Annotated in this window: 25 protein-coding genes and 1 other RNA gene; 23 read left to right on the plus strand and 3 right to left on the minus strand. The window is 36.3% G+C overall.

The window, feature by feature from the left end:
* Nucleotides 1–75 precede the first annotated feature (75 nt).
* Both BXY75_RS16065 and BXY75_RS16070 read right to left on the minus strand, forming a co-directional pair.
* A complete protein-coding gene (locus tag BXY75_RS16065) occupies nt 76–663 on the minus strand; it encodes a hypothetical protein (RefSeq protein WP_121908799.1) in 588 nt (195 codons plus the stop codon).
* A 137-nt stretch (nt 664–800) separates the two neighbouring features.
* Entirely contained in the window at nt 801–2,021 is a 1,221-nt protein-coding gene (locus BXY75_RS16070) for an NAD(P)-dependent oxidoreductase (RefSeq protein WP_121908855.1), read from the minus strand.
* A gap of 330 nt (nt 2,022–2,351) precedes the next feature.
* Between BXY75_RS16070 and ssrA the strand changes: the two genes are divergently transcribed.
* The 23 genes from ssrA (at nt 2,352) to BXY75_RS16185 (ending at nt 20,673) form a co-directional block, all read left to right on the plus strand.
* Nucleotides 2,352–2,751: a transfer-messenger RNA gene (ssrA, locus tag BXY75_RS16075) on the plus strand.
* 354 nt (nt 2,752–3,105) lie between these two features.
* A complete protein-coding gene (locus BXY75_RS16080) occupies nt 3,106–3,528 on the plus strand; it encodes an HYC_CC_PP family protein (protein WP_121908800.1) in 423 nt (140 codons plus the stop codon).
* Nucleotides 3,529–3,701: 173 nt separating this feature from the next.
* Nucleotides 3,702–4,109, plus strand: coding sequence for a hypothetical protein (locus BXY75_RS16085; RefSeq protein WP_245962999.1), 408 nt, complete (start codon nt 3,702–3,704; stop codon nt 4,107–4,109).
* Nucleotides 4,110–4,176: 67 nt separating this feature from the next.
* Nucleotides 4,177–4,722 (plus strand): hypothetical protein, encoded by a 546-nt coding sequence (locus BXY75_RS16090; protein WP_170152915.1) that lies wholly within the window; start codon nt 4,177–4,179, stop codon nt 4,720–4,722.
* A gap of 582 nt (nt 4,723–5,304) precedes the next feature.
* A complete protein-coding gene (locus tag BXY75_RS16095; RefSeq protein WP_121908801.1) occupies nt 5,305–5,814 on the plus strand; it encodes a hypothetical protein in 510 nt (169 codons plus the stop codon).
* Nucleotides 5,815–5,832: 18 nt separating this feature from the next.
* A complete protein-coding gene (locus BXY75_RS16100; protein ID WP_121908802.1) occupies nt 5,833–6,105 on the plus strand; it encodes a hypothetical protein in 273 nt (90 codons plus the stop codon).
* 8 nt (nt 6,106–6,113) lie between these two features.
* Nucleotides 6,114–6,335: a heavy-metal-associated domain-containing protein gene (locus tag BXY75_RS16105; protein WP_121908803.1), complete on the plus strand. Its 222-nt coding sequence runs from the start codon at nt 6,114–6,116 to the stop codon at nt 6,333–6,335.
* An 11-nt stretch (nt 6,336–6,346) separates the two neighbouring features.
* On the plus strand, nt 6,347–6,583 hold the full coding sequence (locus BXY75_RS16110) for an SHOCT domain-containing protein (RefSeq protein ID WP_121908804.1): 237 nt from the start codon (nt 6,347–6,349) through the stop codon (nt 6,581–6,583).
* Between the two features lie 71 nt (nt 6,584–6,654).
* The gene (locus tag BXY75_RS16115) at nt 6,655–6,801 is read left to right on the plus strand and encodes an SHOCT domain-containing protein (protein ID WP_245963001.1); all 147 of its coding nucleotides are present in this window, start codon (nt 6,655–6,657) and stop codon (nt 6,799–6,801) included.
* A 17-nt stretch (nt 6,802–6,818) separates the two neighbouring features.
* Nucleotides 6,819–7,103: a DUF5676 family membrane protein gene (locus BXY75_RS16120; RefSeq protein ID WP_121908805.1), complete on the plus strand. Its 285-nt coding sequence runs from the start codon at nt 6,819–6,821 to the stop codon at nt 7,101–7,103.
* Nucleotides 7,104–7,191: 88 nt separating this feature from the next.
* Nucleotides 7,192–8,541, plus strand: coding sequence for an APC family permease (locus BXY75_RS16125; protein ID WP_121908806.1), 1,350 nt, complete (start codon nt 7,192–7,194; stop codon nt 8,539–8,541).
* Between the two features lie 17 nt (nt 8,542–8,558).
* Nucleotides 8,559–9,581 (plus strand): type II glyceraldehyde-3-phosphate dehydrogenase, encoded by a 1,023-nt coding sequence (locus BXY75_RS16130; protein ID WP_121908807.1) that lies wholly within the window; start codon nt 8,559–8,561, stop codon nt 9,579–9,581.
* A gap of 54 nt (nt 9,582–9,635) precedes the next feature.
* Complete coding sequence (locus BXY75_RS16135; RefSeq protein WP_121908808.1) at nt 9,636–10,904, plus strand: MgtC/SapB family protein; 1,269 nt, start codon at nt 9,636–9,638, stop codon at nt 10,902–10,904.
* Nucleotides 10,905–11,012: 108 nt separating this feature from the next.
* The gene (locus tag BXY75_RS16140) at nt 11,013–11,786 is read left to right on the plus strand and encodes an SDR family oxidoreductase (protein WP_121908809.1); all 774 of its coding nucleotides are present in this window, start codon (nt 11,013–11,015) and stop codon (nt 11,784–11,786) included.
* A 26-nt stretch (nt 11,787–11,812) separates the two neighbouring features.
* Nucleotides 11,813–12,649: a universal stress protein gene (locus tag BXY75_RS16145; protein ID WP_121908810.1), complete on the plus strand. Its 837-nt coding sequence runs from the start codon at nt 11,813–11,815 to the stop codon at nt 12,647–12,649.
* Nucleotides 12,646–13,488, plus strand: coding sequence for a restriction endonuclease (locus BXY75_RS16150; protein WP_121908811.1), 843 nt, complete (start codon nt 12,646–12,648; stop codon nt 13,486–13,488). Before BXY75_RS16145 ends, BXY75_RS16150 begins: the two co-directional genes overlap by 4 nt.
* A gap of 42 nt (nt 13,489–13,530) precedes the next feature.
* Nucleotides 13,531–13,785 carry a hypothetical protein gene (locus BXY75_RS16155; protein ID WP_121908812.1) on the plus strand — a complete coding sequence of 85 codons (255 nt, stop codon included), beginning with the start codon at nt 13,531–13,533 and terminating at the stop codon, nt 13,783–13,785.
* Between the two features lie 55 nt (nt 13,786–13,840).
* Complete coding sequence (locus BXY75_RS16160) at nt 13,841–15,217, plus strand: MBL fold metallo-hydrolase RNA specificity domain-containing protein (protein ID WP_121908813.1); 1,377 nt, start codon at nt 13,841–13,843, stop codon at nt 15,215–15,217.
* Between the two features lie 27 nt (nt 15,218–15,244).
* Complete coding sequence (locus BXY75_RS16165) at nt 15,245–16,747, plus strand: thymidine phosphorylase family protein (protein ID WP_121908814.1); 1,503 nt, start codon at nt 15,245–15,247, stop codon at nt 16,745–16,747.
* A gap of 10 nt (nt 16,748–16,757) precedes the next feature.
* A complete protein-coding gene (locus BXY75_RS16170) occupies nt 16,758–17,651 on the plus strand; it encodes a ribose-phosphate pyrophosphokinase (protein ID WP_121908815.1) in 894 nt (297 codons plus the stop codon).
* Nucleotides 17,648–18,292: a hypothetical protein gene (locus tag BXY75_RS16175; RefSeq protein ID WP_121908816.1), complete on the plus strand. Its 645-nt coding sequence runs from the start codon at nt 17,648–17,650 to the stop codon at nt 18,290–18,292. The genes BXY75_RS16170 and BXY75_RS16175 overlap by 4 nt, the downstream gene beginning before the upstream one ends.
* A gap of 6 nt (nt 18,293–18,298) precedes the next feature.
* Nucleotides 18,299–18,592, plus strand: coding sequence for a phosphoribosylpyrophosphate synthetase (locus BXY75_RS16180; RefSeq protein WP_121908817.1), 294 nt, complete (start codon nt 18,299–18,301; stop codon nt 18,590–18,592).
* Between the two features lie 17 nt (nt 18,593–18,609).
* The gene (locus BXY75_RS16185; protein WP_121908818.1) at nt 18,610–20,673 is read left to right on the plus strand and encodes a copper-translocating P-type ATPase; all 2,064 of its coding nucleotides are present in this window, start codon (nt 18,610–18,612) and stop codon (nt 20,671–20,673) included.
* Nucleotides 20,674–20,984: 311 nt separating this feature from the next.
* Here BXY75_RS16185 and BXY75_RS17180 read toward each other — a convergent pair whose 3' ends face one another.
* Nucleotides 20,985–21,140: a hypothetical protein gene (locus BXY75_RS17180; RefSeq protein WP_170152916.1), complete on the minus strand. Its 156-nt coding sequence runs from the start codon at nt 21,138–21,140 to the stop codon at nt 20,985–20,987.
* Between the last annotated feature and the right edge of the window lie 496 nt (nt 21,141–21,636).

The following is a 21,636-nucleotide window of genomic DNA, read 5'->3' on the forward strand; positions in this document are numbered from 1 at the left end:
TCTATAAAAAAATACGCTGTTCGTAAGTTGAACAGCGTATTTTTTTAAACGTTTAAACAATTGGACTATACTTTTCTAACGACCCAATAACAGCCACTTTTGAAGTGTGGCATCATAAACTAGTTGCACCGATTCGTACTTGAAAATGGTTATCGCATTATTAATTAAGAATTGATTTTGAGGAGCTGAGCCACTATTGAGAGGAAGCAGTTTAATCCTATCAGAATAATTCATTAACCAGATTATTTGTCCATCCAAACCGGCCTTGAGTCCGGTAAAATTCACAAAATTATTCACCGTCAGAATCCGCATGATCTTATAATCCTCATTAGGTTCTCCCGGAAGGATCAACAAATCATAATCATCTATAGTTGTTCCAGGTATGAGTGGGGTTATATACGTATGGTATATGGTTTCTACTACTCTAAGTTCGTTGTTTTCAAGAATTATATTCTCTCCAACGGAAACATCAACGAGATTACCTTCTTCATCCATACCAACAATCTTAATAGCTTCCGAATCATGGAGAGAATTAAAATCTCGTATACGTATGGTACCGTTTACATCAAGAGTTGCAGACGGTTCGGTGGTATTAATACCTATTTGACAATAAATAGAACTGCTGATAAGCAGCATGATAAATAATGGGGCAAAGATTTTCATGAGGCGCACTTTATAGTGCAATTGTATACTTTAATCGGGACTTATGAAAACTATTGTAAGAATAATCTTAGCATACTCGATAAAGCGCAATAATAATCTATAAACCGCGCAAAATAATCAGAATTATAGTAATAAACTTAAAAGTTTACAGGCTTATTATCCACATAATCTTGTAAATACGAAAACCGTTTGGTGAGAGATCCTTCCTCAGTAGAAATTCGTGCCCGCTCTAAAACTCCTCTTTCATCTCCATTGAAGAATGCCGGTATCACATTTTCCAGAAACATGGTACCGAACCCTTCGCTAGCATCCTTTGGAAGTTCACAAGGTAAATTATCTACCGCCATAACAGTAATAGCTCCTGGAGCATCGATAGCGACTTCAGTTTCGTTTTGAGGATCATAGCCATAAAATGGATCAGCAATAGTCGATGCTCTTAGAGTACTGGCTACAGGTCCATCAATATCACAGGATATATCTGCAACTAAATTGATATTAAATTTGGGGCTTTTAGCATCTTCTCTGCTAAACAAAAAAGGTGCTCCATTCCCATAAAAATGGCCTGCAATAAACATATCACTTACTTTAGCATATTTCATAAAATCACTCTCATAGCCCGTTGGATCTTTATAAAACGCTAACTTATCCATAGGCTTCCCATCGATTCGTTTGTTGTATTCGGTGACATCGATGCAACAATACACGGGGAAATCGAATTTTTTTGAAAGATAATCGGCATCTGTCACTTCCGCTATTTTAAGATGATCTAGAATTTCCTTGGCTCCTTTTGCTACTTTTCCGGTTCCGGATAAAATGATTCTTAAATGCTTCGGAAGACTAATTTTATTCAATTCGGCCTTTACAGCTTTAAGATCGGCTAAGGTCTCAACCTTGGGTAAGTCGAATAATTGGTCACGCATTCCCATTGCTCTAAAACCATTGTAAGCGCCAACCAGTCCGGCGTATCTTCCAAATCCTATTAGTCGTCCGCCGTTCTTTTTTACAATAGTCTCATGATCGTATAGTTCCACTTTGGCGTCAAGCACCGCTTTTAGTAGTTTTCGATTGTAGGGTTGTTTTTTGATGGTATGACTAAAGAAGAAGTATTTTTTCTTCGGAATCAGTGCCGAAACGGGCACTTCTTTTACACCAAGCATTATAGCTGCTTCCGAAACATCCTCTTTTATCTCAAATCCGGCTTTGCGATACGCATCATCAGGAAAAATTCGAACCTCTGAAGCTTCCACGATAATCTTCGCGTCAGGAAATTTTTGCACCAATTCTTGGCATTTTTGAGGTGAAAAAACAACTCGTCTGTCTGGTGGATTTTTACGTTCTTTGATGATTGCGAAGGTGATAGCCATTTGGTATACTTTTTGACCGATAGGAATCGGGATATTAAGGTGGCAAAGATATGTATTTCTTGTATCTTTGCGAACCTTAAACGTGATATACCACAAGCTTTTTAAAAGTTAAATGGTATGCGAGATAGGATTTGCGTTAGGGATTGAAGACGTTACCGTGTAACGCTGAAAGCCCGCCCTAAAGTAGAGCGTAGCTCACTTTAGGAACGCCCACATCTCGAAAAAATCCCGAAGAAAATTCGGAATCACACGATGTGATAAAGATCTTTGAAAATATTCATGATTTCAGAAATGATCATGAGATTCCTACCTTCGTAGGAATTTGGGGCCGACTGGTTTTGACAGCGGGTCTAATTATATTGTAAGCATACCGAGCGCTGGGAAACAGCTCGTTAATCTCATTTTTCACACTTTTTAAACGGCGAGAATAACTACGCCCTAGCTGCATAATCCGAATTATAGTAGGATAATGCCTCGGCCTACTAGGTAGGCAAGCAGGAAGTTTCTCGATTGCCTTGGTTTACGGCGATTGATATAGAGACTTCGTAATAGTAAACCTAGCCGCAATAGTGCTTTGATGCTGCGGTGAAGCTCAAGTAAAGATAAGGGGTGCGTTGGTAGTTTTCGACCGGCAAGCTCACGAAAATCTAAATGAAAACTAAGTATGTAGAAAGCATTATAATTGCTTGTTTGGACGAGGGTTCGAATCCCTCCGGCTCCACTTTAAAGCCCGTAAACGCAATGTTTACGGGCTTTTTTATTTTAGGGGGCATAATTAGGGGCATCTTCATTGGTCAAAGTTTATTGTATGCACGTCTGTTTTGCTGGCAGATTTTATAGCAGCTATAATTTATTTCATTTTCTATCTAAAATTAAGAATATCGATACCCCTTTTAAAACTCCGTAAGAAGTCTTCTTTCCCATAAATTTATTTACACATAAAACACTTTATCTTTTGCAAATAACCAAGACTGATCAATTGTATATTATGATAAATATCATCTTTTTGTTCAGTCATTAGAATTACTTTTGTTTAATTGAATTAAAGTTATAAATCACTAATTGTAATTTTTATAATGTGAAAACTTTTTTTACTAAAATATTGTCCTTTCTCTTAGCAATTTCTATACTGTTTGCTACTACTTCATTTACGGTAGATATGCACTTTTGTTGTAATAAATTGATAGATATGTCCATTTTAGGCAAAGCAAAAGTCTGCAAAGACAAAGTTCAAAAGAAAGATTCACCAACCAAACAATGTACTACCCTACAAGAGAAAGATTGCTGTATCAATAAAGCCATTGTTAAAGTAGGAGATGATACCTTCAAAAGATCTAATACCATTTTAGAAAGCGAGACTCTGGTTTTCGTCAATACTTTTTTATATACCTATATAAATCTTTTTGAAGGACTAGGTGAAAATGTAATTTCTTTTCAAACCTATAGACCACCTTTCTTATCAACAGACATTCAAGTTCTGCAACAGACTTTCTTAATTTAATTTTCTCTATTGCAGATTGTTACGTTGATCTGCGTGCTCTAAAACAGCCAAAGTATTCTGGCTAAAAATTGTTGCACCCAATTCGGAACAACAATCATTACACAATTAAATCGGTAAAGGCTAAACCTTTTAACCTATTTAGCACAATGCACAATAGCAACACATAACATATTATGAGTGTAGCAAAAGAATTTTGGATAAGAAATATGGTCCGTAATCGCTGCGTAAAAGTAATTAGACAGGAATTACTGGGACTTCGTGTAACCATACTTTCATTAGAATTGGGAAGGTTGGTGGTGGAAGCACCAAAGAAAACCATTGATAAAATTATAAACGCCGTTAAAACTGTACTTCACGCCAATGATTTTAAAACCGTTCAGTTCGAAGATGAAATGCTTAAAGAAAGAATCAGGAATATTTTAATTGAACAATTGCAAGAGCCGCCATTACATATTAAAATAAAAATATCTGAACTATTGGCATCAAGTCTTCATCTTGACTATAAAATATTGAATAAACTATTTTCTACCAATGAAAAGACAACCATTGAAAAGTTCTTTATCAAATTGAAGATAGAGTAAGTTAATGAACTCATTCAATTAAAGCAATATAAAAAATTAGTTTAAATAAATGCTAAATAATCTAAAAATGAAAACAACAGTAAAAATTTTAATGATAATTGGAGTAGTTGGAACAATGCTTAGTTGCAAATCATCCTTCAATGCCACCGAAACAATGCAGGTTGAACAAAATAGAAATGCCATCTATAAAGAAATCATTTCAAACCCAGTTCAGTTGACCAATTTCATCAACGAGGCTCAAAAAGATCAAGCGGCCAAAAAGATTTTGATGAAGGCTCATATGGAACAGATGGAATCTGGTAATATGAAAATGATGATTGAGAAAAATCCCGAAATGAAAGAAAAGATGCAGTCCCATATGCAGATGATGATGGAGGAAAACCCGGAAATGAAGCAAAAGATGCAATCCAAAATGCTCGCTAAATTGATGGAGAGCGAAATGGGACGTAAAATGCTGATGGATGAAATCCATAAAAACGAAATGATGAAAAAGGAAATGAAAGCAAAGATGATGCAAATGATGAATGAAAACCCTGAAATGATGGAAGAAATGATGGAAAAAAATCCTGAAATGATGAAGAAATTGAAAGAAAAAATGAAAAAGGAATCATGATCGAAGATTGCGTGCAATCCAGTAAGAATATGATGGGAGACAAAGGAATGAATATGTAGGGATTGAATAAAATGAATAAGTGAGTTACAAGTTAAAAATTCTGAAGTTTAATCGAAAAAATTTGAAATCATGATGAACAATAATGAAGATTACTATTACTGGGGAATGCATATGGGCTGGTGGATTCCCATAATTCTAATATTAATATTACTGATGGTAATATATTTCAATTTCAAAAAAAAAAATGATAAATAAATTTTGAAATTGAAAAAGATATTCTATGGATATAATTGTCCTAAAAATTGTGTTATGGCTGAAAACTCAAAATTAAAATGGTAAGAACGAAATTGATATACAATCGCTCACAAAGAAAATAGGAACTATCAATTTTTATAAATGTATAATTCTTGAAAGCCAAAATGCACGATTAATCTAAATAGTAGGGAATATAAAAATTAATGCATTTTTAAAATCTAACACTTAATAGCTTATAACCCATTCCTTCAACTACGATTTATGGATTGCTAGGAATGGGTTTATAAAAATTAAAATAAATGTTTAACTAAATAAAAATAGAAAATTATGAAAACACTAGTAATTATTTTATCTGCAATTGGGCTTTTAAGCTTAAACAGTTGCAAACAAGAAACAGATCCTCAAGTATTAATGGATAATCCTGAAACCCGTACAGAAGTTTTCAATACCATTACCCAGAATGATGATTATATGGCCGAGTTTATGGATAATATGCAAAATGACGAAAACGCCATGCAGATGATGCAAGGAAACAAAAAAATGATGGGCTCAATGATGCAAGGAGAAGGCATGCAAATGATGATGAGAGATAGCACGATGATGAAACAGGTGATGGGTAACAATCAAATGATGCACTCAATGATGAACGGAATGATGAATGACGGAAAAATGATGGGAACTATGATGAAAATGATGCACGAAAAAGGAATGATGAGCGAGGGCTGTATGGAATCCTGCTCAAAGATGATGGGCGAAAAAGGAATGGATATGCAAGGAATGAATAAGATGGACAATATGGATACTCAAACTAAAGACGACCATAAAGAACATCATTAATATTTAAAATCAAAAACAATGAAAAACAATCACTGGATTTGGATGGTCATCGGTTGTGGACTGCCACTAATGTTCATCTTTTTAGCACCATCATTTGGTATTGGTGGTGGTTCATCCCTCTTTATTTTCATCATTTTTATGTTTGCTTGCCATTTATTTATGCCCCACGGGTCGCATCGACACGGTGGTCATAATCATTCACAACATAAACAAAATGAGGAAGCCAACAATGGTAAAAATGTACCATCTGTAAAAGCTGAAGAGCAGCACGAAGGACATAATCATTATTAATAAAAACAATGAAACAAAAATTTCAAATTAACGGAATCAGTTGTGGTGGATGTGTCGCTAGGGTCAAGAAGACACTAGAAGAACATTCCAACATCGAAAAAGTAGAGATTTCGCTAGCACCGAAAGGAGCTACTCTCATTACGATGAATGAAGCACTTTCAGTGGCCGAATTACAAAAGCAACTTGATGGGCTCAATGGCTATACTATAACGGAAATTAATAACAACTAAAAATCAAAATTATGCACTATTACGATGGAAATTTTGGAGGAATGCACCTAATATGGTGGATTATATGGATAGCCTTAATCGCTTGGATATTTTTTATCCCAGCAGATATCCCATATCAAAAATCAAAGAAAGAAAACCCACTGGATATTTTGAAAAGACGTTTTGCAAAAGGCGAAATAACCAAGGAAGATTATGAAAAATCTAAAAAGATTTTAAACGCGGACAGTCCTAAAAATCTTAATACCTAAAAACTAATATTATGAATCACTACGATGGTATGCATTTTATATGATGGATTATCTGGTTCTTTTTCTTGGCCTTGATATTTTTCATTCCCACGGACATACCTTATCAAAAATCAAAGAAAGACAGCCCACTGGATATTCTTAAAAAACGCTTTGCGAAAGGAGAGATATCCAAGGAAGATTATGAAGAATCTAAAAAGATTCTAAAATCAGAAAACTAACTCAAAATTATAAAACTATGTATCGATTAAACATAAAAAAACTCGGTTTTGCTTTCGGCCTTACAGGAGCCTTAATTTATTTGGGCTGTATGATCGTTATGGCAACGGCAGGACAAGAAGGTTCAATTACCTTTTTTAATAGCCTTTTGCACGGTTTGGATACTACCAGTATAATTAGAATGAATGTGCCTCCTTTAGAAGTGTTAATGGGAATAGTACAAACTTTTATTCTTTGGTGGTTAATAGGCGCTTGTATTGGAGCATTTTATAATGCCCAAATAAAAATTAGAAGTACTATTTAGCATTTATGCAATACGTCTGGTTCATATGGTCTCTAATTATTCTTGCACTTTGGGCGGTTATTTATGTTTTCGATAAAGGTATTTAAAAATGAAAAACACATCAAGCAAAAATAATAAGCTGTCACTAATAGGTTCCATATCTCTTGGCACCGGCGTAATGATTGGTGCTGGCATATTTGTCCTTATGGGGCAAATAGCAGAGCTAGTGGGCGATCTATTCCCAATTGCTTTTATTGCAGGTGCCGTTGTAGTGGGTTTCAGCTCATATTCCTATGTAAAATTCTCAAATGCTTTTCCTTCCTCTGGAGGTGTCGTAAAATTTTTAAATAAATCCTACGGGCCTGGAACCACAACAGGTGTCTTTTCTTTGTTGATGTATGTATCAATGGTAGTTTCAGAAAGTTTGGTAGCAGGCACTTTCGGCGCCTATACACTTCGCTTGTTCCCTGAAAGTTTTGCTGGTTATGCATCCATTCTTGGTATTCTGCTTTTAGTTACGGCATATATTGTAAATATTTTAGGTAATAAAGTAATTGGCACAACAGCCACTTTTACGGCAATTATTAAAGTTGCAGGTATAGCAATACTTGCCATTGCTGGTCTAATAGTTTCTGGATTTGCAGATATTACTGGAAACTATATTCCAAAAAATACTGAAGCATTGCCGCAAGGATTCGGTTTTGTTGCTGCCTTGGCGTTGGCAATTCTTGCTTATAAAGGGTTTACTACTATTACAAATCAGGGTGGAGACATCAAAAATCCACATAAGAACCTTGGGCGATCGATTGTCTTTTCTATTCTTATCTGTACGCTAATATATGTAGCCTTGGCATTGGCAGTTGCAGGAGGTTTGAGCATTCCTGAAATAATCGAAGCAAAAGACTATGCCTTGGCTGCCGCTGCCCAACCTATTTTTGGGGAATGGGGTTCTTGGATTACCATTGCCATAGCCATAGTAGCAACCTTTTCTGGCGTTATCGCAAGTGTCTTTTCAGCCTCACGCTTGTTAGCTATGTTGAGTAATATGAAGCAGGTTCCATCCTTAAAAAAAATAGGAAAGATTAAAAACCCTGCTCTCATATTCACTGTTTCACTGGCTATTTTACTGACTGTTCTATTTGATTTAACAAGAATTGCTTCCATTGGTGCCATATTCTACCTCATTATGGATATTGCTATCCATTGGGGGCTCTACCGCCATCTTAAAAACGAAGTAAATTTTCGGCCTATCATTCCTTTGATAGCCATTATAATGGACATTGCGGTACTCTCGGCCTTTATTTATATAAAATATTTGAACGATCCTTTGGTACTTATTGTAGCGGCAATTGGGATTGTTCTAATAATTGTTTCGGAACGTCTTTTTATGATTTCGCATACAGACGATGAAGGTAATATGCCGATGGGAATGGAAACAATAAGTAGTAAAAATAATTAATTTAAAAAGAAATTAATATGAAAAACATAGCAGTTATAGGCTACGGAGTCATTGGAAAAAGGGTGGCCGATGCCATCAATCTACAAGACGATATGAAGCTTGCGGGAGTGTGCGATATTATTAGCGATTGGCGTATTCAAAATGCAGTAAGAAAGGATTATGATATTTATGCTGCTACTGAAGAAGCATCTGATAAAATGAAGTCCGAAGGTATTTCAATAAAAGGCGATATGCAGGAACTTCTAAAAAAATCAGATCTCGTCGTCGACTGTACGCCTAAAAAAATTGCAGCTCAAAATGTGGCGATTTATAAAGAACAAAATATCAAATTTATTTTACACGGAGGCGAAAAACACGAAACTACAGGTCATTCCTTTAGTGCAGAAAACAATTATGAATCAGCTATAAACCTAAATGCTACAAGAGTTGTCTCCTGCAATACTACCTCTATTTTAAGAACATTAACTGCCCTAAAAAGAGCTGATTTATTGGATTATGCCAGGGGTACACTTTTAAGAAGAGCGACAGATCCTTGGGAAAGCCATTTAGGTGGTATTATGAACACAATGGTTCCCGAAAAAGATATTCCGAGCCATCAAGGTCCGGATGCCAAAAGTGTTGATCCAGATTTGGACGTAATCACTTCAGCAGTAAAAGTGCCTGAAACCTTAAGTCATATGCACTTTTGGAATGTGAAGTTGAAAAAACAAGCTTCAAAGGAAGAAGTACTTAAGGCATTTAAAACCTCTAGCCGAATTAAACTGATTCGTTATGATCAAGGATTGGTTTCCAATAATACCATTAAGGAAATGTTTCTGGATATGGGACGACCTTGGGGAGATATGTATGAAGTAGCCCTTTGGGAAGATATGCTAAAAGTGGTGGGCGATGAACTGTTTTATGCCTATGTAGTCGATAACCAAGCTATTGTTATACCTGAAACTATCGATGCCATTAGAGCACTTACAGGAATTGAAACAGATGCAGTAAAATCCATTTCCAAAACCAATGAAAGTTTAGGAATTATTAATTCTTATTAAAATGAAAACAGAGAAAAATATCACAGAACTTTTAGAACTTTTTGGAAAATAGAAATGACGGAAACATTCAAAAATATCAACCCATTTATCCTTGGATTACTCATCAGTTTGGGCATTGGCCTAATTCTGGGGTTGGAGCGTGAATACGATAAGCTGAAAGAAGAACAAGGTTTTGCAGGTATAAGAACCTTCCCTATTGTGGCTATCATTGGGTTTATTCTAGGGAGTCTTTCCATAACCTACACACCTTGGTTGGTTATCATTATTGCGGCGGCATTCCTTTTGTTTCTTTCGTTAAGTCATCTTTCCATAGCTCAAAAACACGTAATGACAGGTATTACGACCAATATGGCATTGTTTGCTACATTGATTCTGGGGGTTATGGTTGCAAATCATTTACAGAAGGAGGCTGTTGCTACCGCAGTAGTTGTGGTTACTTTGCTATCATTAAAAACAACCTTTAATACTTTCATAAAGAATATTACTTCAGTAGAGCTTTTTGCCTTTATTAAATTTTCAATCATTGCACTTCTGATTTTGCCCTTCTTACCGGACCAGAACTACGGTCCAGAAAATTTATTGAACCCTTTTGAGATTGGAGCAATTATAGTTATTGTCTCTTTCTTAAATTTCATTGGCTACTTTCTTGTAAAATACGTAGGATCCAAGCGAGGTATATTACTCACGGCAATTTTGGGCGGACTAATTTCCAGTACCGCAGTAGCTTGGATTTATGCCTCTCGAAGTAAGGAATTGCCGGAACTTTCAAAACAATATGCCGCTGGAATAATTATAGCTTCTGCCATAATGTTTCCCAGACTTGCAATCTTGGCTTATATTTTCAATAGTGCCATACTTTCCTATTTAGTCGTTCCATTTACTATCCTCACGCTTATCTGTTTGATTAGCGCACTCATATTTATAAAAAAGGATACAGACGTTCCAAAAACAGATATGAATATTGGGAATCCACTTAATATGTGGAATGCCCTTGGGTTTGGTGGTATTTATGTGGTTATCCTGTTTGCCGTTTTTTATGGAAACAAGTTTTTTGGCGAAAGCGGTTTATACTATTCGGCACTAATTGCTGGACTGGCAGATACAGATGCGATAACCATAAGTATGGCGAAATTTGGGTCTTTGGAAGAAAAACTCGCACTCGCAACCAATGTCATTATAGCGGCAACTATAAGTAATATATTAGTGAAACTGGCTATTGCCTATTTCAAGGGTTCTAAAAAAACAGGGAAACTCGTGATGCTGATTTTTGGAACTGTTGTCATCGTGGGTGTAGCATATATTTTAATACAGTTAGGAATTTAAAAAATGAAAACAACCGTATTTAGTACACATAAGTTTGAAGAAACCTATCTGGTAAAAGCAAAAACTAATATTAAAACAAAATTTTTATAAACACTTAATATATTAACTATGGACCGAGTAAAAAATAAAGTAGCCATTGTCACAGGAGGTGCCTCTGGTCTAGGAAAATCAAGTGCTATTTTATTGGCACGCGAAGGAGCAAAAATTGTAATAACTGATTTAGATGAAGAAAACGGAAACAAAGTAGTCCAACAAATCAAGAACGATGGCGGTGAAGCCATATTTATAAAACAAGATGTATCCAAAGAAGATCAATGGAAAAAGGTAATCGAGACTACGCTCAAAACATTTGGAAAGCTACATATTCTGGCTAATGCTGCTGGTATAGCAATCGGTAAAAACGTGGAAGAGATAACGCTTGCAGACTGGAAAAAACTTTTAAGCATTAATCTGGATGGCAGTTTCCTAGGTACCCAATACGGTATTAAGGCTATAAAAGAAAGCGGAGAAGGTGGCTCAATTATTAACTTTTCTTCGATTGAAGGCCTTATTGGCGACCCCAATTTAGCTGCATATAACGCAAGTAAAGGTGGTGTAACTTTATTTACTAAGTCTGCTGCACTTCATTGCGCGAAACAGGGTTATGGCATCCGTGTCAATTCCATTCATCCAGCTTATATATGGACACCAATGGTAGAAAATTTCCTTAAAGCCCACGGTGATGTGGAAGAAGGTAAAAAACAGTTAGAAAGCCTGCATCCTATTGGACATTTGGGAGAACCAGATGATATAGGATATGGCGTCGTATATCTAGCTTCGGATGAGTCAAAGTTTATGACCGGTTCCGAATTGATAATAGACGGTGGTTATACTGCCCAATAAAAGACAAATCTAAAATTAAAAAAATTATGAAAAACATACTCGTACCCACCGATTTCTCTGAAAATTGTACCAAAGCAGCCCATCTTGGGATTAAAATCGCAAAATTATATAATGCCGAATTACACTTTCTGCATTTAATGACAACACCAGTCGATTGGGTAAAACTCGACAAACTCAAAGAAAAACGCTATCCCGAAACCGTTAAGCAGATTGGCATTGCAAAATCCAAATTACTTGAACTAGAAAGGATGGCAGAACACCAAGGATTAGAGTGCCGAACCTTTCTTCAGTTCGACTCAGGACAGAAAGATATTTTGGAACATTCCGGTCATTTTCACCACGATTTCATAATTACAGGAAGTAGCGGCACTAAAGCTCGCGTAAGGGAGATAACGGGTAGTAACGTTGAGCAGATTGTACGAAAAGCCAATGCACCAATTATAGTGGTTAAAGAGGAGGAAGTAACTTTCCCCTTTAAAAATATTCTATTTGTATCTGCTTTTGTAGAGGATGTTAGTCATCCGTTTCAAGCAGTCCTCTCCATAGCTCAAAAGTGCGAAGCTAAAATCCATTTGTTACGTATAAATACAGAAACGGACTTTAATAGCATAGAACTTGGGTTGAAACCAGTTAAAAAATTTCTTGAAAAGTTTCCCGACTTGAAGAATTTTTCAATGAGCGTCCATAACGAGTCTTCGGTAGAAGAAGGTATCAATACATTTTTAAAAGATCAGTCTGCAGATTTGATTGCGATGAGTACGCACGGCAAGACAGGGTTTTTGAGCTTATTTTCAAAAAGTATTGCCGAGGGTGTAACCAATCATTCAGAACTTCCAGTAATGACAATACATATTAAAAAATGAAAAATTCAATCAACATAGTTAAGTATTCTGGCGACGTGGTAGCTTTTGATGTGGATAAACTTATCAATTCCTTAAGACGGTCTCAAGCTAGTGAAGAATTGATTCAGCAAATAGTAGCGCAAGTTGAAGACCAATTATATGACGGAATTACTACTAAAAAAATCTATCAAATGGCATTTAAAATGCTAAAGGGCAAATCGAGAGTAAGTGCTTCAAAATACAAACTCAAAAAAGCCCTGATGGAATTGGGACCCTCTGGTTTTCCTTTTGAAAAGCTGGTGGGAAAACTATTTGCGCACGAAGGGTATACAACAAAAGTTGGTGTGATTGTACAGGGTAATTGTGTGCAGCACGAAGTAGATGTGATAGCACAAAAAGATAACAAACATTATATGATTGAATGTAAGTATCATAGCGAACAAGGAAGGACTTGTAATGTAAAAATCCCATTATATATCCAGTCTCGATTTTTGGATGTTAAAGCAAAATGGGAACATCAAAAAGGGCACGAGTCTAATCTTCATAAAGGTTGTGTGTACACCAATACGCGATTCACATCTGACGCGATTCAATATGGTAAATGTGTAGGGTTGTTATTGGCAAGTTGGGATTATCCTATGGGAAACGGTTTAAAAGACAGAATAGATAAGCTGGGGCTACATCCTTTAACAGCATTAACTACGCTGACTAAAGCAGAAAAAACAATGTTATTAGACAAAGGCATCGTGCTCTGCAAAGAGCTTCACGAAAATCCTACGCTATTAAAGCAGATAGGAATTGATAAAAAAAGACACAAAAAGATTTTAGAAGATTCAGAAGCGCTGTGTAAAAGCACTTAACCATTAAGGAGAAAAAGTTTAACAATTTTAAAAACAAAACTTATGAAAACTGAAGAATTGAAACAACAGAACAGCATAGATTTTGAACCATTTTACCAAGCCTTGGAAGATGAGAGCACGTTGCTAGAAGAGGCTTTTGAAACAGTATTGGAAATGGTAAGTACCGATCCAAAAGCTGCAAAAAAAATAGCGCATCTTATTAAAAAAGATTTCCACGGTTTATACAAGGAAGTAGAGGCGTTACAAACAATTGAAAAAAACAAAGGTAGCGCACATTCTTGTTGTGGTGGCAACTAAATAGTGGATTGCCTATTGAAGTAAATTATGAATAACGACTTAAAAACGACTACAAATGAAAAACAATAAAATAAACATCCACTTTTTGGGCGCCGCAGGTACAGTAACCGGCTCAAAATATTTAGTGGACACAGGCAATAAAAAAATACTAATAGACTGCGGACTTTTTCAAGGGCTAAAAGAATTACGCCTTAAAAACTGGGAATATCCACCTGTGGAAGTTTCAGAAATTGATATGGTTTTGCTAACACACGGTCATTTAGATCATACTGGATATCTGCCTAGGTTGGTAAAACAAGGATTTAAGGGACCTATATATGGCACCAATCCAACAATGGACATCGCAAAAATCATACTTAATGATAGTGGTAAAATACAGGAACAGGAAGCCGAACGTGCCAATAAGGAAGGTTATTCAAAGCATAGCCCAGCAGAACCACTCTACGATTTAAAGGATGTAGAAAAAACCATTCCATATTTTAAGGGCATCCCTCAAGCACAATGGATTCCATTGTTTGATGGCATCAGTGCTCGATTTCAATATAACGGACACATTCTTGGAGCTACCTACATCGAGTTGGATGTACATGGAAAACGCTTTGTTTTTTCAGGAGATATTGGAAGAACGAACGATTTACTATTGTATCCACCTCTAAAACCAAAAAAGGCAGATGTCCTTTTTATTGAATCCACTTATGGAGGAAGGTTTCATCCTGATGAAGTGGATGCGATACCGCAGATTGAAAAATTAGTCAAAGACACTTTTGATAGAGGCGGTAGCCTATTTGTTCCAAGTTTTTCGGTAGAACGTGCCCAACTGATGATGCTAATTTTTTGGAAATTACTCAAGGAGAACAAAATACCCAAAGTACAAATGATTATGGATAGCCCAATGGGCGCTAGTGTATTGGAGCTCTTCCACCGCACACGAGATTGGCATAGGTTAGAAGATAATGAATGTGATGAAATGTGTTCACATTTCACGGTGGTAAAAAGTTATCGCGAAACTATGGAATTGCGAAATGATGATAAACCAAAAATCGTGATTGCAGGAAGTGGAATGCTTACTGGAGGCCGAATGCTCAACTATCTTGAAACACAGGCGCAAAACCCTAATAATACTTTGCTTTTTGTGGGTTATCAAGCTGAAGGAACCCGTGGTAGAAAATTGTTGGAAGGCGAAAAGGAGCTAAAAGTGTACGGAAAATGGGTGCCTTTTAAAATGCAGGTAGCTGAAGTTGAAGGTCTCTCGGCACACGCTGACCACGCTGAGCTTATGGATTGGATGAGTAAGATAAAAAACAAACCCGAACGGATTTTTATTGTACACGGTGAAAAAGAAGGTGCGGAAGCACTTCAAAAAGGCATCAAAGAAACCTATGGATGGGATGCTCAAATACCACAATTGTACACTATTGAAGAACTAGATTAGTTACAAAATTTTAATAATCAAGAAAATATGGAACAAAACTCAAACATATTAAAATACAAACATCTCGGAATCTATACCCAAAATGAGAATGTGGTGTATATGCGAGAAGATTGCCACGTCTGTATTTCTGAAGGATTTGAGGCACTTACCCGAATAAGGATATCCAATGTAAGCACCTCAATTGTAGCAAGTCTCAATATTCTAAATTCAGATATTCTGATGCCCAATGAAATTGGACTTTCAGATTCGGCTGCCGAAAAACTAAATGTTTCCCCAAATGAAACCTTATATGTTTCACACTTAGAACCTATTGAATCCTTAAGCCTCGTTCGGGCAAAAATCTATAATCAAAAACTGGATTATAACGCTTATAATGAAATTATAACCGATATCGTTGAAGGCAATTATTCTAACATCCACTTATCGGCATTTATAACGGCTTGTGCAGGTGACCGAATGGATATCGATGAAATATCTGACCTCACAAAAGCTATGATTGCTTCCGGTAAGCAATTGGATTGGAACAAAGAAATCGTGGTTGATAAGCATTGTATTGGCGGATTACCCGGCAATAGAACAACGCCATTGATAGTAGCCATCGTTGCCGCTTATGGGCTTACAATGCCCAAAACATCTTCCCGTGCCATCACTTCGCCAGCAGGTACAGCAGATACAATGGAAGTATTGACCAATGTTACACTTTCTTCCGAAGAAATAAAAAATGTGGTAGAAAATGAAGGTGGTTGCATCGTGTGGGGAGGAACGGCGCAATTAAGTCCTGCAGATGATGTGCTCATTAAAATTGAAAAAGCTTTGGATATTGATAGTGAAGGACAATTGATTGCTTCGGTACTTTCAAAAAAAGCTGCGGCAGGATCCACACACGTTATTATTGATATTCCTGTGGGAGAAACCGCAAAGGTACGCAGTACGGAAATGGCACAGCAATTAAAAGAACATATGGAAACCGTGGGCAAAGCTGTTGGTCTAAAAGTGAAAGTTGTTATTACAGATGGTACGCAGCCAATTGGAAGAGGTATTGGTCCTACATTAGAAGCCATCGATATATTAAAGGTCTTAAAAAATGAAGCTGATGCTCCCAAAGACCTATTGGAAAGAGCGTTGTTTTTGGCAGGGGAATTATTGGAACTTTCTGGAAAAGTTGAAAAAGGAAAAGGAAGGAAAACTGCACAAAAAGTACTTGAATCTGGAAAAGCTTATGAAAAATTTATCGCCATTTGTAAAGCCCAAGGTCGCTTTTCAAAACCTGTTTTAGCACGCTATAAAGTCGAAATCAAATCAGAAAAATCAGGAATTTTAAAAAGAATCGATAACAGAAAGATTGCAAAACTTGCCAAGCTTTCGGGTGCACCAAAATCCAAATCGGCAGGGATTTCACTGAATGTCCATTTGAACGACAAAATTGAAAAAGACCAATTATTATACACGCTTTATGCAGAATCGCAGGGCGAATTAAATTATGCTCTGGACTATAAAAATAGCCACGACGACATCATAGCCATTAATTAAAAAACATATTATGAAAACAATTTTATTCAGCCTTCCCGGAAATGAAAAGCTCACAGAACTTTTGGCAATGAAAATGGATGCCGAAGTGGGCAAAGTCACTTTACGCAATTTTCCAGACGGAGAATCCTATACTCGTATTCTGTCTAACGTTAAAGACAAATGTGTCGTATTGGTATGCACTTTGCACGAACCAGACGAAAAACTTTTGCCACTCTACTTTTTGAGCAATACTGCAAAATCGCTCGGAGCTAAATGTTCCTGTTTAGTAGCACCATATCTTGCTTATATGCGTCAGGACAAAGTATTTAATGAAGGGGAAGGTGTAACCTCTGGCTTCTTCGGAAAGTTGATTTCAGGTTTCGCCGATAGCATTACCACGGTTGACCCTCACTTGCACAGGATAAGTTCTTTGGGCGAAGTTTATCACATCCCCAATAAAGTAATTCACGCAGCAAATGCTATTTCAGAATGGATAAAGGAAAATGTTGAAAACCCTGTTCTTATCGGTCCCGATTCTGAAAGCGAGCAATGGGTTTCCGAGGTTGCCAAAAATGCAGGAGTACCTTTTACAGTGTTACAGAAAGTGCGTCACGGCGACCGTGATGTGGAAGTCTCGGTTCCAGATGTAGATAAATACAAAGATGCCACGCCTATTCTGGTGGATGATATTATCTCGACTGCACGGACAATGATTGAGACTGTGAAACGCCTAAAGAAAGCAGGAATGAAACCACCAATATGCGTTGGCATTCACGCAGTTTTTTCAGGTAATGCCTATCAAGATTTATTGGATTCCGGTGTAGAAAAAATAGTAACCTGCAACACCATTCCACATCCTTCAAATGCTATTGACTTGAGCGATGTAATGGCAAAAGAAGTTAAAAAATTAATGCACCATATATGAGAAAGCTAAGTTTCATAATATTTTTAACCTTATTCAATATCACAATGAATGGACAAACTGAAATGCTCATCGGGCAAATTTCAGGCAGAGTCATAGTTCGAGAAAATTTTGATGAAGAAGGTGCTTTTTTAAACAAACAAACTTTTGAAGCTGACGAAGCTATAAAGAAAAATGGATATTATGAAATTGGGGTAATCACCGAACTGTTTGACAAGGACAAAAAATCTACCGACAAATACACGACGACCTATCGCTGTAAACCGGATGAAGCTAGTGTAATGGTAATGGTATTTCCTTTTTCAGATCCAAAATCAAAGGAAACCGAAATCAATACTATTTCTAAAAATTTTAAAGAGTTATACGATTTGGAAAACTTGGAAGATATTGAACTGGAAATGAGTTTTGATTCGGGTCTGTTGAGTTTTTTTGGCTCAAAAAGCACCATAAAGATTTACGACCGAAAATTAACGGGTAGCAATAACAATATTAAATCAAAAATTAATATTAAAGCTTATGCTTTGGGCATTCGTATCAAACAGCTCAACTATTCTGTCGATGAAAAATTAAACGGTGATGGTTTATTGACCTTTCAGAAATTTACCGAAGCCGATGGTAGTTATTTTACAATCAACTATAAATAAAAACAAATGAAAAATTACGATACACTATCAGAAGCTATTAACGATTTACAGGCAAACGAATATCCCTATGACTTCAACTTAACGCCTGAATGTTTGAAATGTGCTTCGCTCAAACTTGAGATCCATCCTGAAGATTTTAAAGTAGATAAAACCTATCGCTTTGAAGGAATGAGCAGTACTGATGATAATAGCATTCTTTATGCTATATCTTCCAAAGACGGAATAAAAGGTCTTTTGGTAGATGCCTATGGCGTCTATGCCGAAAATATTTCGGAAGCAATGAGAAAAAAATTACGCTAACACTTAAACAAAAACTAATGGAAAATCACGAACACGACAAACACGATGAAATAGACCTTTCGAAAATGGATCATTCAAAAATGGGACATTCCGATCATAGCAGTAACGTACCTATGGGAATGGCAGGTCACGACCATCATAAAATGATGATTGCAGACTTTAAAAAACGATTCTGGGTAACGCTAGTCCTAACAATTCCAATCTTGTTCTTCTCGCCAATGATTCAAGAATTTTTCGGATATGAATTTTTACTTCCTGGTAATCCTTATGTGCTTTTTGCTCTTTCTACTATTGTATATTTCTATGGTGGATGGCCTTTTCTTAAAGGTTTTGTTTCAGAAATAAAAAATGGTGCACCAGGAATGATGACGCTTATATCTATGGCAATAAGTGTCGCTTATTTCTACAGTTCTGCAACTGTTTTTGGTTTAGATGGTGTTGATTTCTTTTGGGAACTGGCAACTCTAATCGCTATTATGCTTGTAGGTCATTGGATAGAAATGAAAAGTGTCCTAGGTGCATCAAAAGCTTTACAACTTTTAGTTAGTATGATGCCGGCCGAAGCTCACAGAGTGAAAGGCGACACTATTGAAGATATTTCACTAGAAGATTTATTGATAGACGACATCATTTTGGTAAAGCCCGGAGAGAAGGTTCCTGCCGATGGAATTATTATTGAAGGTACAAGTTATCTAAATGAATCAATGCTCACGGGAGAGTCAAAACCAGTAAAAAAAGATGAAAAGGATAAAGTAATTGGAGGTTCGGTAAACGGCAATGGTAGCATAAAGGTAAAAGTAGAGCATACAGGCAAAGACAGCTATCTTAACAAAGTTATCACAATGGTAGAGGAAGCCCAGAAGACCAAATCTAAAATGCAGAACCTTTCCGATAGAGCAGCAAAATGGCTGACTTATATAGCTTTGGCGATTGGTTTTGGTACATTGGCAGTTTGGTTGATTTTAGGCTTTCCATTTGTCTATGCTTTAGAAAGGATGGTTACCGTTATGGTTATTGCTTGTCCACACGCTTTAGGACTAGCCATACCTTTGGTAGTTGCAATCTCTACCGCAGTATCTGCCCAAAACGGATTATTAATCCGTAGTAGGACAGCTTTTGAAGAATCACGTAAAATTTCAGTCCTACTTTTTGATAAAACAGGAACACTGACCAAAGGGGATTTTGGCGTTACCCGAATAAAATCTGTAAATACGTCTTATTCAAATGAAGAAATTTTACGGCTTTCAAGTGCATTAGAGCAAAGTTCGGAACATCCTATTGCCGTAGGTATTATTAAAAAGGTCAAAGAAGACAATATTACCATCCCAAAGCTTGAAAACTTTAATGCAATTACTGGTAAAGGTGTAGAGGCTAATGTAGAAGGTAAGCAAGTAAAAGTGGTTAGTCCTGGTTATTTAAGGGGTGAAAAAATCACTATTCCTGAAGATGCTTATAGTGATGCTGCTGAAACTGTTGTATTTATACTAATTGATGGCCAATTAGCAGGATATATAGCCCTTGCTGATGAAATAAGACCAGAATCTGCCGAAGCTATCAAAATATTTAAAAAGAATAACATCAAGGTTTTAATGGCAACTGGCGATAACGAAATAACAGCAAAAGCTGTTAGCGACAAACTTGGTTTGGACGGTTACTATTCAGAAGTATTACCACATCAAAAAGTGGAAATTGTGACAGAGTTACAAAATAAAGGAGAGTTCGTGGCTATGACAGGCGATGGTGTAAACGATGCACCTGCTCTTGCAAAAGCTGATGTTGGTATTGCCGTTGGCTCTGGGACAGACGTAGCTGCTGAAACTGCCGATATTATTTTGGTAAATAGCAACCCACAGGATATTGCAAACCTAATTTTATTTGGAAAAGCTACTTACAATAAAATGATTCAAAATCTAATATGGGCAACAGGTTATAATGTTGTTGCTATTCCATTAGCTGCTGGAGTATTATATTCTTCAGGTTTTGTTTTAGGACCAGCATTAGGAGCTGTTTTTATGAGTTTAAGCACCATTATTGTCGCTATTAATGCACAATTATTAAAACGAAAAATAGGTAACAAATAATGAACAGGAAAGAAAAGCTTAACAGGATATATTTAATCCTGTTGAGTTTATTTGGAGTGATGTAAAAATCATTTAATTGCATTGAATTTCTTCAAAACTTCTTCCATTCTTTCTACATTATTCATCTTCTTAGGCTGCAGAAATTTTTTCCCATAATCGGTGTGATATGTATGGTCTCTAAGAAAATTTATGTTGAAAACAAGGACACCTCCCCTATTAAATATATGCTAGTTAGTTCTTAAGCAACCACAAGGATTCTGTGCAATTTTGGTATTAATTGAAGTTAATTTTCGTGAAATCTTGACCTATTACTAGACCATTTCAGAAATGGAATCATAATTTATGAAATTTGCTCCAAAGATTAATTCAACCAATATTAACAACACCGCTAAAGAGACAAGAAGTGAAACCGTATTGTCCCAAAGTTTTGCTTCAATACTGCGCTTTGCTTGCTTACTCTCTTCCATAGGTTTAATTTTAATTTCCTTTGACTTTATAAAAGTTTAAGTGGTAATTAGGAGAGCTCTACTATTTCTATTTCTTCCTCCGTCAAGCCATACAATTCATACACCATCGCATCTATCTCTTTTTCTGTTTTGTCAATTTGACTTTGCAATTCCTGAGCTTTCTTTTTGTTTTCTTCAAAAAGCTCTCCGGCTCCACTTTAATGCCCGTAAACACAATGTTTACGGGCTTTTTTATTTTAGGGGGCATAATTGGGGGCATAATTTTTTATGAACCGAATTGTAAACTAGAGTTGACTATTAAACTTAATTTATTAAAGCATATATAATTATTACCCAAAGCTACAACCTTCGCCCCGCTTCGCTCATTCTTCTTTCTTCTTTCTTCCTTTAACGTTTTTACAACAATAAAATGTTAAACAATGTTAGGAGTAGATTCAGTGATATTTTATTTGAATAATTTGTAATGGAAAGCTAAGATCAATTTACTTAGTTAAAT

It is taken from the genome of Ulvibacter antarcticus, assembly GCF_003688405.1.
In the GTDB taxonomy this organism is placed as follows: domain Bacteria; phylum Bacteroidota; class Bacteroidia; order Flavobacteriales; family Flavobacteriaceae; genus Ulvibacter; species Ulvibacter antarcticus.